Source organism: Chryseobacterium carnipullorum, from assembly GCF_900142785.1.
GTDB lineage: Bacteria > Bacteroidota > Bacteroidia > Flavobacteriales > Weeksellaceae > Chryseobacterium > Chryseobacterium carnipullorum.
Window position 1 is genome coordinate 143,592 of the sequence record NZ_FRCD01000001.1, and the last position, 12,402, is coordinate 155,993.

A 12,402-nucleotide genomic window follows, 5' to 3' on the forward strand; every position below is an offset into this window, starting at 1 on the left:
GCTAAGATTTTAGCTGGTAGGCAACTGCGTAAAACTTAATCTGCTTGGTCATCGCCATTAATCCATTGGCTCTGGACGGCGAAAGAAATTCCTGAAGTCCGATTTCTGAAATAAACTCAAAATCAGAATCTAAAATTTCCTGCATAGAATGCCCACTGTAAATGCTTACTAACAGAGAAACGATTCCCTTAGGAAGAATTCCGTCTGAATCGGCATCAAAAAAAAGCTTTCCATCTTTAAATTCAGCATCAATCCAAACCTTACTCTGACAGCCTTTGATGAGATTGTCATCGGTCTTTCTGTCTTCGGGGAGACCTTTCAATTCTTTACCAAGATCAATAATATATTCATACTTTTGTTCCCAGTCATCAAGAAATGCAAATTCTTCGATTATTTCCTGCTGTTTTTCTTTAATGGTCATGTTTTAACAATTATCTTCTGCAAAGATAACCATTTTTATAAAGATTAATATTCTGATGCTTTTTCAAATACTTCCAAAAGTTTCACTTCTTCATTTTCCCAGCAAAGTGCTTTCGACGCTTTTTGAAGTTCTACCTGGTAGTTTTTCCTTCCCTTATTCAGAATTTTATGAACCGAAATGGCAATATTTTCTGGTTGATGGTCTTGGATTATTTCTCCTACATCAAATTGCTTTTTGATATTTTGCATCTCCGGCAGATCTGCCAATAATACAGGAACGCGTGATTGAATATAATCCAAAACTTTATTAGGCAGAGAATACAGATAGCTTTCTCCTCCGTTTTCCTCTATGCTCATACCCACATCTGCCACTGCCGTAATCTTCCTTAAATCTTCAGGCTTCAGTTGGCCCAAAAACTTAACTTTATGCTGAAGATTTTCTTTCAGTACAAGATTTTCATATTCTTTTTTTCTTGGTCCGTCTCCCGCTATCTTTAAAACTACTCCATCGAGATGATGCATTGCCATGATAGCCTTATCGATACCGCGAAAAGGATTAATGGATCCCTGATATAAAAATATTTTAGGGTTGTTTTCAGGAATTTCACAGATAAAATCTAAACTTCTCGGTGCATTCTGAACCACAACAGCACTCACTCCATATTTTTTGTGGAACCATTTTGCATAACTTTCACTAGCAGTAATCATCCATTTAAGCCTGGGAACGATTTCTTTTTCTAAATACCTCCACAATTTTTGTGACATTTTGCCCTGAATAGCAGGCATTTCTGAAAAAATCTCATGGCTGTCAAAAACAAGCGGAATATTGAGTTTTTTAGAAATGAGATAATTGGGAAGCAAAGCGTCAAGGTCATTGGCATGAAGAATGGTATTATGATCGGCTTTTTTCTTTAATTGATGGTACAGTTTCCAGTTAAACTCAAAATAAGCTGTTTTCAAACTTTTAGAAGTTAAATGTATCCTGGAAAAAGGATAAGGACGCTCCATTTGTTCTGCCCCTTTCCAGTCATTCCCGATCAATTCTATCTCATATCCATTTTCGTAAAGGGTCCGGCATACCTTCTCTATACGCTGGTCTGTATACAGATTACTGAAAGCCGAAGTAATGATCTTTTTATTCATTACTTTTTCTTTCCGGCCATCAAATAATACACCTGAATAAAGCAGATCAGTCCGTTCGGAATGATAACAGGCCAAAGCATTCCATTGAAGATACCATAAATGACAAAGCAGATACACCCTATCATATTGACTATTCTAATTTTTCTTACATCTTTCAGTATAAAACTAAGTACTATAAAAATTGATGCAGAATATCCAATATAAGTCGTAATTTCGGGATTCATGGGGAAATTTTAAAGGATAACAAACTTAATCATTTTCAATAAGATAATAAAATTTTTTCTGCCATAAAGTCATTAATTGATTTTTGGTAAAATATTTGTAATTTAGATAATGAATAATTGGCACCGCAGCCATTATTCTAATGAGATATATTATGGATTATAAGTTTTCACAAGGTTTGAGCCAAGTGTTCAAACAAAGCAAGAGCGAAGCTAAAAGGCTGAAAAGTGAATTTCTTAATACAGAACACCTACTTTTAGGTATTATAAAAACGGAAAACTCTGCAAAAGAAATCCTTCAAAGCCTTAATGCGGATTTAACACAAATCAGAAGAAAAATTGAAACTTTAAATACAGCAAGTCTTAATCCTATTTCTGAAGAGGTTACCAATATTTCTTTCACCAAGATGGCAGATCATGCGATCAAACGTGCAGAGCTCGAATGCAGACAATATAAAAGCAATGAAATTAATACCGTTCATCTGCTTTTAGGCATTCTTTATAAATATGAGGATCCTACTTCAAATGTTTTAGGCGCTTACGATATTGATTATGAAGGAGTTTCAAAAGAATACCAGACCATGCTTAAAAATTCCGGTCAGGCACCCCAAATGAGTGCTTATGACGATGATGATGACAGAGAGGAATTTGAGCAGATGAGAAAGCCTACAGGAAATTTAGGCTCTGCAAAAAGTAAAACTCCTACATTGGATAACTTTGGCAGAGACTTAACTTCTTTGGCCAGAGACGGAAAATTGGACCCTGTTATTGGTCGTGAAAAAGAAATTGAGCGAGTTTCTCAGATCTTATCACGAAGAAAGAAAAACAATCCCCTTCTTATCGGTGAACCCGGAGTTGGTAAATCTGCTATTGCAGAAGGACTGGCTTTAAGAATTCAGCAGAAGAAGGTTTCAAGAGTTCTTTACGGAAAGCGTGTCATTACTTTGGATCTTGCGAGTTTAGTAGCAGGAACAAAATACCGTGGTCAGTTTGAAGAAAGAATGAAAGCAATCATGACTGAGCTGGAAAAGAACAGAGACGTCATCTTATTCATCGATGAGCTTCACACTATTGTAGGTGCCGGAAGTTCTACAGGAAGTCTGGATGCATCGAATATGTTCAAACCTGCCCTGGCAAGAGGTGAAATTCAATGCATCGGGGCAACAACCCTGGATGAATACCGTCAGTATATTGAGAAAGATGGTGCTTTGGAAAGAAGATTCCAGAAAGTAATGGTAGAACCTACCAATATTGAGGAAACCATTCAGATTCTGAATCAGATTAAAGATAAATATGAAGAGCATCATAATGTAGTGTATACGCCTGAAGCGATTCTGGCTTGTGTCAACCTGACATCAAGATATATTACAGACCGTTTCTTACCGGACAAAGCTATTGATGCCATGGATGAAGCGGGATCCCGTGTTTACATCAAAAACATGAAGGTTCCTACCGAGATCATTGATTTTGAGAAAAAAATTGAGGAGATCAAAGAAATGAAGCAGAAAGCTGTCAAAGCTCAGGATTATCTTGAGGCCAGAAAGCTTAAAGATGAAGAGGAACGTCTTCAGATGGAACTCAATTCTGCTCAGGATAAATGGGACAAAGATGTAAAAGAGAAAAAAGAAACCGTAACGGAAGAAAATGTAGCGGAAGTGGTTTCTATGATGAGTGGTGTTCCGGTAACGAAAGTGGGTAAGAATGAGCTTGATAAGTTAGCTCAGATGGATGAAAAACTAAACGGAAAAGTGATCGGTCAGGAAGATGCTGTGAAAAAGGTTGTGAAAGCAATTCAGAGAAACAGAGCGGGACTTAAAGATCCAAACCGTCCGATTGGTACCTTTATTTTCCTTGGTACAACCGGAGTTGGTAAAACTGAGCTGGCTAAAGTAATGGCAAGAGAGCTTTTCGAATCTGATGAATCTCTGATCCGGATTGACATGAGTGAATACATGGAGAAATTTGCCGTTTCAAGATTGGTGGGTGCGCCTCCGGGATACGTAGGATACGAGGAAGGTGGACAGTTAACTGAAGCGGTAAGAAGAAAGCCTTATGCTGTGGTTCTTTTGGATGAGATTGAAAAAGCTCACCCAGATGTATTCAATATTCTGTTGCAGATCCTGGATGAAGGTCACGTTACGGATAGTTTAGGTAGAAAAATCGACTTTAGAAATACGATTATCATCCTAACATCCAACATTGGAACAAGAGATCTTAAAGATTTCGGAGACGGTGTAGGATTCGGAACTTCGGCTAAAAAGACAGGGACTGATACAAGAGCAAGAAGTACCATTGAAAATGCCCTTAAAAAAGCATTTGCACCGGAATTCTTAAACAGAATTGATGATATTGTGATCTTCAACTCTCTGGTACAGGATGATATCAAGAAAATTATCGATATCGAACTGAACAAGCTTTACGGCAGATTGGAAAAGTTAGGATACAAAGTTGAATTAACTGAAGATGCCAAAGACTTTATTTCTGAAAAAGGATGGGATAAGGACTTTGGAGCAAGACCATTAAAACGGGCAATCCAGAAATATATTGAGGACTTATTGGCAGAAATGCTGGTCAACAAACAATTAAATGAAGGAGAAACCGTGGTTCTTGAAGTGAATGAAGCTAAAGACGGCCTGACCGGAAAAACGTCAAAGCCTAAAAAAACAGCTGAAAAGTCTTCTTAGATTAAAACAAATAATATAACAATAGTGAAAAGCACCGGAATTTTTCCGGTGCTTTTTTGCTTTTAAGTGTTTTGGTTAATTCAATTTTTTATCAGCAGATGGACAAAAATAAAACAGACTGAAGCCCGTTTCATTCTATATAAATCTGCTATTTCATTATCACAGATTTTTTATCGGGAGCTTAGGAAGCTATAATCCTACCACAAAACCTATGTTCGGAACCAGCCCACTCGAGAATACACTAGAATTTTCTTTCCAAAGTACATTATACATCAAACCCAGCTGCATAAAGGAGTTCCCTCCTATTCTTTGCATATATCCGCCACCAAGATATAAAGCGGTTTCCTGCTCGTTCACTTTATAATTGTAAAACTTGTCTTTATAATTGATAAAATACTGCTGAAGATTGGCTCCTACATAAAATGATCTGGCAAAATAATAATTGGCGAATGGCCCTACACCCAACATCGTAGATTTATAATAATTAGAAGTCTGCCAGGAAACGCTGCCTACAACACCTGCCTCTAGATCATCAGTAAGTCTGTATCCCACTCTTGGTGAAGCCTGCAGATAGAATGCGCTGTTGCTTCCGAAACCCAATCCAATTCCTCCACCAAATGTCCAGCGGTTAACTTCTGATGTTGGTGTTCCTACTGAAACCTGGGAAAATAAAGATAGGGAACACAAAATAGATAAGGTAAGAAATGTTTTTTTCATAGGGTATGATTTGGTCTTACAAATTACTAAAATTTAGGTAATCAGTTTTTCTTTTTATTTTTCATTTTAAATAAGTACCATCCATTTCCTATTTCCCGGATAAAAAGCATACCGCCAGGATCCATGACCGGGATTTCATTCTTCTTATCAGTATAAAGATATCCTACCGCATTATTTTCCATATTACAGATCACAAATGCCAGTGTATTTCTTGTAAAAGGAAGGTATTCATTAATATCAGAAATGGTCAGTTGATAATACGTGTTCATAAACTTCTGACTCTTTTGTAGATCAGTATCATCTTTATTTAAATTTCTAAATTTTATAAATTCTTCTTTTAAAGCATTGAATTGCGGTTTCAACTTGACAAAGTGGTCTATCAGTTCATCGTCAGACCGGTTTCCAAGGTCATCTATCCTTTTTATATAACTAAATTGTTTTCCGGAGGTAAAAAGTTTCTGCTCATCTTTACTTTTCAATACATCTTCCACCTGTTCTTCGGTAAGATCTCTTGCAAAAGCTACATAAGCAAATGTGATGTTCGGAAGTTTTTGCGCCTCAAAGATTTTTCAGTCATTTTTAACTTTCCTGAAATACAGGTAGAAATCATATTGCGTCCCGTTTTTATCTGTTGCTGTAACATCTATAACCTTGTAGTTTTCACCGGCATTAAATTCTCTGTAGCCTAATCCGTAATTCGTATTTTTATCTCTTTCATACTGCAATTCAATATCCCTGTTATCAAAAAGATACTTCTGGTATTTTTCCTTCTGGTCCCGATTGGACAATATCAACTTTGAGATTTCTATAGGCGTATTTTGAGCAGAAAACCAGCCGGAAATCAGACTTAAGATGATAATGAGTATGTTTTTCATGAAAAATTTGATCAACTATCGTTTTTATCGATGGTTAAAATTATGGTTTTTTTACGAATTTTTTTAATCGTATTTTTGCCGGGTCAAACTAAGAACTCCCGTTAAGAGTTTCGTAAAATTGAAATAAAATGAAAGTAGTAGTAGGATTATCTGGAGGTGTAGATTCCAGTGTTACAGCGTATTTGTTACAACAACAAGGCCATGAAGTGGTCGCTTTGTTTATGAGAAACTGGAATGATGCTTCGGTAACGCTGGAGGATGAATGCCCGTGGATTGAAGACAGTAATGATGCCCTGATGGTAGCCCAGAAGCTGGGAATTCCTTTTCAGGTGATTGATATGAGCGAACTTTACAAAGAGCGCATCGTAGATTATATGTTTGATGAATATCAGAAAGGAAGAACTCCGAATCCTGATGTTTTGTGCAACAGAGAAGTAAAATTTGACGTTTTCATGAAAACTGCCATGTCTTTGGGCGCTGATAAAGTAGCTACAGGACATTATGCACAGGTTAATTCCACTTTTGATGAAAACGGAAAGGAAATTTTTCATCTTTTAGCTGGAAAAGATAATAATAAAGACCAGTCGTATTTTCTATGTCAGCTGAGCCAGGATCAGTTGTCGAAAGCTTTGTTTCCTATCGGAGAGCTTACAAAACCTCAGGTAAGGGAAATCGCTAAAGAGATAGGACTTGTTACTGCAGATAAAAAAGATTCTCAGGGATTATGTTTTATTGGAAAGGTAAGTCTGCCTCAGTTTTTACAGCAGCAGTTGGTTCCCAAAGAAGGAGAAATTGTAGAAATATTCAAAGACTCCCCTTTATTTTCAGTGGAAAAACCTGAGTTTTCTTCAAAGGAGGAAGAACTTGAGTTTTTAACCCGGAAAATCGATTATAAAAAAACGGACGGTAAAGTTATCGGAAAGCATCAGGGTGCCCAATTTTTCACGATCGGACAAAGTAAGGGACTTGGTATAGGCGGACATAAGGAAAGCTGTTTTATCATCTCCAGAGACATGGAAAACAACATTATATTTGTAGGTGAAGGTCACAGTTCTCCAGGTCTGCACAAAAAAGCATTAAAAATTGACAATTCAGAATTGCATTGGGTTCGTGAAGATTTGAAGCTGGACAATGGTGGTTCTATGGAAGTCATGGCAAGATTCAGATACAGACAGGCTCTTCAAAAAGCGGTTCTGTATCATTTTGAAAATGCATCTTATATTGAATTTGAAGAACCTCAGTCAGCCATAGCAGAAGGTCAGTTTGCAGCCTGGTATCTTGATGATGAATTGATTGGAAGCGGCGTTATTGCATAATAAAAGGTTTTTGAAAATTTTATGTAACGAATTTTGAGTTGTTAGATTGACTCTGTCATAACAATAAAAAATACTCCTGTGAAAACGACTTCAAAAAACGACTCTGCATTGATCAATCTCTTTTTAATGCCGCTTGTCACTGCCGTTTTTGGCTATAATTTTTACCCGGTGATGATACATCCGTAAAAATCAAATATTGCAGAAGCCCTTATTCTTGTAGTGATCATTTCTTTGATGGTCCGCAAATAGGGATCCAAGCCTTTAAAAGAAGAATACAAATAATAAATCAATCTCATTGATCTCTATAAATCCCGAAGCATTCATGTTTCGGGTTTCTTTTTTTATTAATGAGTATTTTTAGGTTTGATCTTATGCTTGAAATCAGTTGACATAAACATCATAAATACAATAATTTCCGCAACAAGAATACTGATTAAAACTCCCACTGGCCGGTCTATACTTAGTCCTCTGATTAATTTCACGACACCCAGAATGAAAATAAACAACATGAAGTACAGAGAAACAGTTGAACGATTTTCTCTGAAGAGTTTTAAACAGAAAACAGAGATGTAGAATCCTAAGAGCATTATTACATAAAACTTCAGGAATTCCGGGCCTCTTACCATAATAGGATTGAGCGTATGGCAGAATATTTCCAGCCCTGTAAAGCTCACCACGATAGGTACAGAATGAATGATCATCTTTTTCATAGCGCTCCATTTTTTAACCTCCACATCCTCCACCGCAACCTCCACAACCGCCGCCGCATCCACTACTGCATCCACTTCCTCCTCCATCTCCGCTGCAACCGGAACTTCCTCCATCACTGCTTCCTCCGATACTGCCGTCATCTTTCTTTTTACTGGTATTATTTTCGATGTCGACCTGAAATGCGCCCACAACATGAAAGAAAATGAAAAAGCCTATGAAGGGTAATGCAAATAATGTTAATGATCCCAGAACTTCTCCCAGACAGGACGACAACATGAAAGGCGCGATCAATAACGGGATGATCCTCAGTCTTTTCAGCCAAATTGTCAGAATTCCTTTTTTTTCTTTTTCATACCAGATCTCTTTGGGAGCTTCCTGCTGAAAAACGTCACGATAATTTTTCAAAGTATCTGAAAACCATTTCTGATGTTTGTTTTTTTCTTTAAAACCACCTTTTGAAGGATGGTGATGAAGGGATCTTTTAAGGACCTTAGGACAGAATTCTTCCCAGTAGTTCTGGGTGTAAATCAGGTGCATATGCCATACTTTATCGACGGTTTCGCTTGGAGACGCTCCATTGGGAAGGATGCAGCAGAGGTACACAAATTTTTTATACTCCTGAATGGCTTTCTGGGCAAAATCTAATGTCCAGCGTTCTTCTTTAGCCAGTTTTTTTGAAAAAGGAAAATCAGCATCCGAAGCATCCAGTGAAAAGCTTTGAATCCTGTTCCAAAGGGTTTCGTCTTTTAATAAGATTGTTGTTTCCATTGTGTTAACTTTTATTTTTCTACTCAAATATCATTTGATTTCAAAATATAAAAGTCTTTCATCCATCTTATGTAGATGTATAAAAATCTTATATTAGTCTTATAAAATAAAAGAATGAAAAAGGAAGATATTCAGCATCTGGAGAAACTGATGAACTTTTTAAGTCAGCATTTTTTAAAGAAAAATCATTGGGAAGGGGTGACCAAGACGGAATGGTCCTACATCAGCGCAGAACTCAACGATTTGATTATTAATGATCATTCGGACAAAGGCATCAAAAAAGAACCGGATCTCCTGGGATCAAACTATCTCTATGAACATCTGATCATCAATAAATTAAAGAAATACAAGCAGCATGAAAATGCAGTTTTAAGCAGGCCAAATCTAGCTAAATTAAGTCAGATCGTAAAAGTTTTAGGGTATTCCCATTACATTGATTTCATTAATTCCAACACAGACGCATTCAATTTCAATGATCTGAGGATCGATATGAATAATGTGAATCAGAATACAGCCCTTTTAGACCGCCTGACGGGCTGCTGGTATTCCTACAACAGAAACCTTCCGGAGAACCCTTTAATGGCAAGGGAAGAGCGTATATGGAGGCCTGCAATGGAAATCTACAAATCTGAAACTACCGGTGAGTATTTCATCGAAAGAAGTGGCGGAGATCACCATAAATATTTCGGAAAAGTAACGGCGTACTCAGATTATGTGTTCATTATCATGAACAGCAATACGTTTATTCGCCAGCGACATTTTATCTCAAGGATAAAAGATATCAAGGAAAAACTCAAAAATCCAGAATATAAGCTCCATGAAGTTCATTTTATAAGTACATGTATTAGTTTTAATCAGGAGCCGATAGCCCTGTTTGAAATATTTCAGAAAGCAGACCGAAAAACTTTTATTTCTGACTCGATCAGCTTCCCGATTGACAGTGATGAAATCCCACCTTCTATTATAAAACAACTTGAGGACACTGAGTCTAACAGAATAGATTACAGATAGGTAATTTTGATGTTTTGGAAAGTGATGAGTTCTTTGGTGCAGGATTTGGAATGACTTCCTATCACATTTCACCAGTGTCGTAAAATTGCCCAGTGACGCTCCTCAACCTCAACCTAAAATCGGACATTTACATAAAAACTCACCATTTAATTGCAAAGCAAAATTCACCATTGACGTTCATCAATCTAAGCCTTAACTTAAATGTCTGAAATCTGATGTCTTGTGTATGATATCTATAATCTTACTCTACCCCACCAGCCATTCCTTAAAATCCTTAACCCTATCTCTGCTCACGGTTATTTCTTCCTGTGGCTGAAATTCCATCTCGACTTTATAATAAGGAGAAGTATGGATGTTTTTTATGTAGTCCGAATTGATAATAAACTGTCTGTTGACACGGAAAAACTTCTTTTCTTCGAGAATGTCTTCCAGTTCATCGAGTGTGAAATCTGACGGATAAACTCTCTCGTCCGTCTGGAGATACACAATTTTGTTTTCACTGAAAAAACAGCTTATTTCCTGCGTCTGAACAATCTTCAGGTTGTACCCTATCTTTACCAGAACCCTTGAAAGGGTAGATTTCTCTTTTCTGATGAGCTGTTTAATATCTTCAGAACCGGCTGTATTATTGGATGGAATGAAGGATTTAAACTTCTCCACGGCCCCTGAAAGATCTTCTTCCAGAATAGGCTTCAGAAGGTAATCGATGCTGTTTAATTTAAATGCTTTCAGCGTATACTGATCAAAAGCTGTTGTATAAATGATAAACCCTTTTGTAGGTACTTTTTCGAAAATATCGAAAGAAAGGCCATCTCCCAGAACGATGTCAGAAAAAATCAGTTGCGGGTGCTCATTTTCAGAGAACCAAGCGACCCCTTCTTCTACTGATTCAATTTTGCCAACCACTTCTATTTCAGGAAAATTACTCAGCATTCTTTCTAATTTTCTTGAAGCCGGTTTTTCGTCTTCGATAATGACAGTTTTGATCATTGAGTGACAGTTTTTAGTTTAATTCGGGAATAAAAGTAGATAAAAAATAAACAGCTTAAAAATCAATGTTCTTTTTGCCCTTTCTCATCTCTTTTTCCATAACCGTTCTTTCCCATTCCGCGTCCAGCAGAAATAGCTTTACCGCCTTTACCGTTAGAAAAATCCCCCAAATGACCAGAATAAAAGATCCATCAAATAAAGAGAAATTAAGTGATCCGTTTTCAAAAAGGTCATCAAAAAAGATAATTCCGGCCACTATTCCAAACCAAAGAAGGCTTTTGTAAAATTTTTTCAGTTGGGTGACTCTTTCGTAGGCGCTGTTGTAATCCATGATCGTTATTTTTTTATCCGTTAATTATAATGTTTTTGTCTTTCCCTGATCCTGTCCCATCAATTCCTTGATCTTTTTTTCTTCCCACGTTTTCCCGATGCCAAATACATTCACCGCGTGCGCTACAATTCCTATTCCCCACCCCAGCATTGGCCAGTAAAACCATAAATGACCGGGAGATGTTAATAAATTCAATGCAACTAAGAAAGGAATAACAAGACAGTATGAAGTAAGATTACCATAGAATCCTTTCAGCTCTTTTACTCTTCTGACTGCTTTTTTGTAAGCCTGCGTTTCTTTTGTGTATCCTATTGTTTCCATAATTTTAATTTTAAAAAAGGTTAGTTTATCTTTTTGTTGAATCAAAGGTAGATCAGAAATGGGCCATCATTCAACTTTATATAACTGAGCCGTAGAATATGCTTTCTGAATGGTAAAAAGTTGGATTCAGCAGTTATTGGCATAAAGAAAGACGTATTTTTTCTTTTATAAATTGTATCGAGCATAAAATCCTTGAGTCTTTAACGTTTAGCCAACATACACCACATTAATTTTAATCTCCCACAGATTTTGCGGATTACGCAGATCATTGCGTTGGAATGATTGATTTTGAAAATGGGATCAGTAAATGAAAGGAATGAGTTTTTTCGTCTTTTTTCTATATTCTAAGTACTCATCTCCAAACTTTTCAACCAGAGCCTGTTCTTCCACTTTTATCCGGTATAGGAAAGCAAAAAATGGTGGCAGGAATGCAAGAAACAGGGAAAACCAGTTATTAAGATACAGACCCAATCCTAAAGAAGTCAGCAGTGAAAAGGCATAGGATGGATGTCTCAGATATTTGTAAAAACCTTCCTTTTTGATCTGATGATCGTTTTTTATCGTTACGTCAACCGTAAAATACTTACCTAAAGACCTGATAATAATCCATCTGAGGACAATTCCGATGAGAATGAATGCTTCGCCAATATAGAAGATCCAGACCTCTTCAGCTATTGGAAATCTCGTCATATAAGATGTTGATACAGAAGCCGCAATAGAAAAAGGAATCGCCAGCCATAAAATATTCAGGGTAGATTTATCTTTGTCCTTCTTATCTTCTTTACCGGATTTTAGCATGTTCTTATACAGGATTTCGGTAAAAAACCAAACAACCATTGAAATGTAAAACAGGATTTGTAATGAATGCATACTTTTTATTTTAAGATTAAAACA

At 36.8% G+C, this 12,402-nt stretch carries 15 protein-coding genes; 3 read left to right on the top strand and 12 right to left on the bottom strand.

Annotated features, from left to right (window positions below):
* Position 1: 1 nt before the first annotated feature.
* The 3 genes from BUC06_RS00640 to BUC06_RS00650 are packed head-to-tail and all read right to left on the bottom strand — an operon-like array spanning position 2 to position 1,787.
* Positions 2-421 carry a SufE family protein gene (locus BUC06_RS00640; RefSeq protein WP_073328384.1) on the bottom strand — a complete coding sequence of 140 codons (420 nt, stop codon included), beginning with the start codon at positions 419-421 and terminating at the stop codon, positions 2-4.
* A 44-nt stretch (positions 422-465) separates the two neighbouring features.
* A complete protein-coding gene (locus BUC06_RS00645; RefSeq protein WP_073328387.1) occupies positions 466-1,563 on the bottom strand; it encodes a glycosyltransferase in 1,098 nt (365 codons plus the stop codon).
* Positions 1,563-1,787 carry a uroporphyrinogen decarboxylase gene (locus BUC06_RS00650; protein WP_073328390.1) on the bottom strand — a complete coding sequence of 75 codons (225 nt, stop codon included), beginning with the start codon at positions 1,785-1,787 and terminating at the stop codon, positions 1,563-1,565. The genes BUC06_RS00645 and BUC06_RS00650 overlap by 1 nt, the downstream gene beginning before the upstream one ends.
* Positions 1,788-1,939: 152 nt before the next feature.
* Here BUC06_RS00650 and BUC06_RS00655 point away from each other — a divergent pair, with 152 nt between their 5' ends.
* Positions 1,940-4,468, top strand: coding sequence for an ATP-dependent Clp protease ATP-binding subunit (locus tag BUC06_RS00655; RefSeq protein ID WP_073329091.1), 2,529 nt, complete (start codon positions 1,940-1,942; stop codon positions 4,466-4,468).
* 189 nt (positions 4,469-4,657) lie between these two features.
* On the opposite strand, the gene BUC06_RS00660 is transcribed toward BUC06_RS00655, so the two are convergent.
* The 3 genes from BUC06_RS00660 to BUC06_RS00670 all read right to left on the bottom strand — a co-directional run bounded on the left by BUC06_RS00660 (position 4,658) and on the right by BUC06_RS00670 (position 6,060).
* Positions 4,658-5,185, bottom strand: a complete 528-nt coding sequence (locus tag BUC06_RS00660) for a hypothetical protein (protein ID WP_073328392.1) — start codon at positions 5,183-5,185, stop codon at positions 4,658-4,660.
* Positions 5,186-5,226: 41 nt separating this feature from the next.
* The gene (locus BUC06_RS00665) at positions 5,227-5,664 is read right to left on the bottom strand and encodes a hypothetical protein (protein WP_139263244.1); all 438 of its coding nucleotides are present in this window, start codon (positions 5,662-5,664) and stop codon (positions 5,227-5,229) included.
* A 90-nt stretch (positions 5,665-5,754) separates the two neighbouring features.
* A complete protein-coding gene (locus tag BUC06_RS00670) occupies positions 5,755-6,060 on the bottom strand; it encodes a hypothetical protein (RefSeq protein WP_073328398.1) in 306 nt (101 codons plus the stop codon).
* Between the two features lie 128 nt (positions 6,061-6,188).
* Between BUC06_RS00670 and mnmA the strand changes: the two genes are divergently transcribed.
* Entirely contained in the window at positions 6,189-7,376 is a 1,188-nt protein-coding gene (gene mnmA / locus BUC06_RS00675; RefSeq protein ID WP_073328400.1) for a tRNA 2-thiouridine(34) synthase MnmA, read from the top strand.
* Positions 7,377-7,720: 344 nt separating this feature from the next.
* Here mnmA and BUC06_RS00680 read toward each other — a convergent pair whose 3' ends face one another.
* Together BUC06_RS00680 and BUC06_RS00685 are read right to left on the bottom strand one after the other, a co-directional pair.
* The gene (locus BUC06_RS00680) at positions 7,721-8,086 is read right to left on the bottom strand and encodes a hypothetical protein (RefSeq protein ID WP_083563873.1); all 366 of its coding nucleotides are present in this window, start codon (positions 8,084-8,086) and stop codon (positions 7,721-7,723) included.
* Positions 8,087-8,099: 13 nt separating this feature from the next.
* A complete protein-coding gene (locus tag BUC06_RS00685) occupies positions 8,100-8,855 on the bottom strand; it encodes a glycine-rich domain-containing protein (protein ID WP_073328403.1) in 756 nt (251 codons plus the stop codon).
* Positions 8,856-8,969: 114 nt separating this feature from the next.
* Between BUC06_RS00685 and BUC06_RS00690 the strand changes: the two genes are divergently transcribed.
* On the top strand, positions 8,970-9,866 hold the full coding sequence (locus BUC06_RS00690) for a hypothetical protein (RefSeq protein ID WP_073328405.1): 897 nt from the start codon (positions 8,970-8,972) through the stop codon (positions 9,864-9,866).
* Positions 9,867-10,112: 246 nt separating this feature from the next.
* On the opposite strand, the gene BUC06_RS00695 is transcribed toward BUC06_RS00690, so the two are convergent.
* The 4 genes from BUC06_RS00695 to BUC06_RS00710 form a co-directional block, all read right to left on the bottom strand.
* Positions 10,113-10,856 (bottom strand): LytR/AlgR family response regulator transcription factor, encoded by a 744-nt coding sequence (locus tag BUC06_RS00695; protein ID WP_083563876.1) that lies wholly within the window; start codon positions 10,854-10,856, stop codon positions 10,113-10,115.
* A gap of 55 nt (positions 10,857-10,911) precedes the next feature.
* A complete protein-coding gene (locus BUC06_RS00700) occupies positions 10,912-11,187 on the bottom strand; it encodes a 2TM domain-containing protein (RefSeq protein WP_073328408.1) in 276 nt (91 codons plus the stop codon).
* Positions 11,188-11,211: 24 nt separating this feature from the next.
* Entirely contained in the window at positions 11,212-11,508 is a 297-nt protein-coding gene (locus BUC06_RS00705) for a 2TM domain-containing protein (RefSeq protein WP_073328409.1), read from the bottom strand.
* A gap of 300 nt (positions 11,509-11,808) precedes the next feature.
* On the bottom strand, positions 11,809-12,378 hold the full coding sequence (locus BUC06_RS00710; protein WP_073328412.1) for a methyltransferase family protein: 570 nt from the start codon (positions 12,376-12,378) through the stop codon (positions 11,809-11,811).
* Positions 12,379-12,402 lie beyond the last annotated feature (24 nt).

Bases quoted from the DNA above. Each gene is read 5' to 3' on its own strand.
- BUC06_RS00670 (WP_073328398.1), bottom strand. From the start codon at position 6,060: ATGAAAAACATACTCATTATCATCTTAAGTCTGATTTCCGGCTGGTTT.
- BUC06_RS00705 (WP_073328409.1), bottom strand. From the start codon at position 11,508: ATGGAAACAATAGGATACACAAAAGAAACGCAGGCTTACAAAAAAGCA.
- BUC06_RS00700 (WP_073328408.1), bottom strand. From the start codon at position 11,187: ATGGATTACAACAGCGCCTACGAAAGAGTCACCCAACTGAAAAAATTT.
- BUC06_RS00685 (WP_073328403.1), bottom strand. From the start codon at position 8,855: ATGGAAACAACAATCTTATTAAAAGACGAAACCCTTTGGAACAGGATT.
- BUC06_RS00640 (WP_073328384.1), bottom strand. From the start codon at position 421: ATGACCATTAAAGAAAAACAGCAGGAAATAATCGAAGAATTTGCATTT.
- BUC06_RS00710 (WP_073328412.1), bottom strand. From the start codon at position 12,378: ATGCATTCATTACAAATCCTGTTTTACATTTCAATGGTTGTTTGGTTT.
- BUC06_RS00650 (WP_073328390.1), bottom strand. From the start codon at position 1,787: ATGAATCCCGAAATTACGACTTATATTGGATATTCTGCATCAATTTTT.
- BUC06_RS00655 (WP_073329091.1), top strand. From the start codon at position 1,940: ATGGATTATAAGTTTTCACAAGGTTTGAGCCAAGTGTTCAAACAAAGC.
- BUC06_RS00680 (WP_083563873.1), bottom strand. From the start codon at position 8,086: ATGAAAAAGATGATCATTCATTCTGTACCTATCGTGGTGAGCTTTACA.
- BUC06_RS00660 (WP_073328392.1), bottom strand. From the start codon at position 5,185: ATGAAAAAAACATTTCTTACCTTATCTATTTTGTGTTCCCTATCTTTA.
- BUC06_RS00645 (WP_073328387.1), bottom strand. From the start codon at position 1,563: ATGAATAAAAAGATCATTACTTCGGCTTTCAGTAATCTGTATACAGAC.
- BUC06_RS00695 (WP_083563876.1), bottom strand. From the start codon at position 10,856: ATGATCAAAACTGTCATTATCGAAGACGAAAAACCGGCTTCAAGAAAA.
- BUC06_RS00690 (WP_073328405.1), top strand. From the start codon at position 8,970: ATGAAAAAGGAAGATATTCAGCATCTGGAGAAACTGATGAACTTTTTA.
- mnmA (WP_073328400.1), top strand. From the start codon at position 6,189: ATGAAAGTAGTAGTAGGATTATCTGGAGGTGTAGATTCCAGTGTTACA.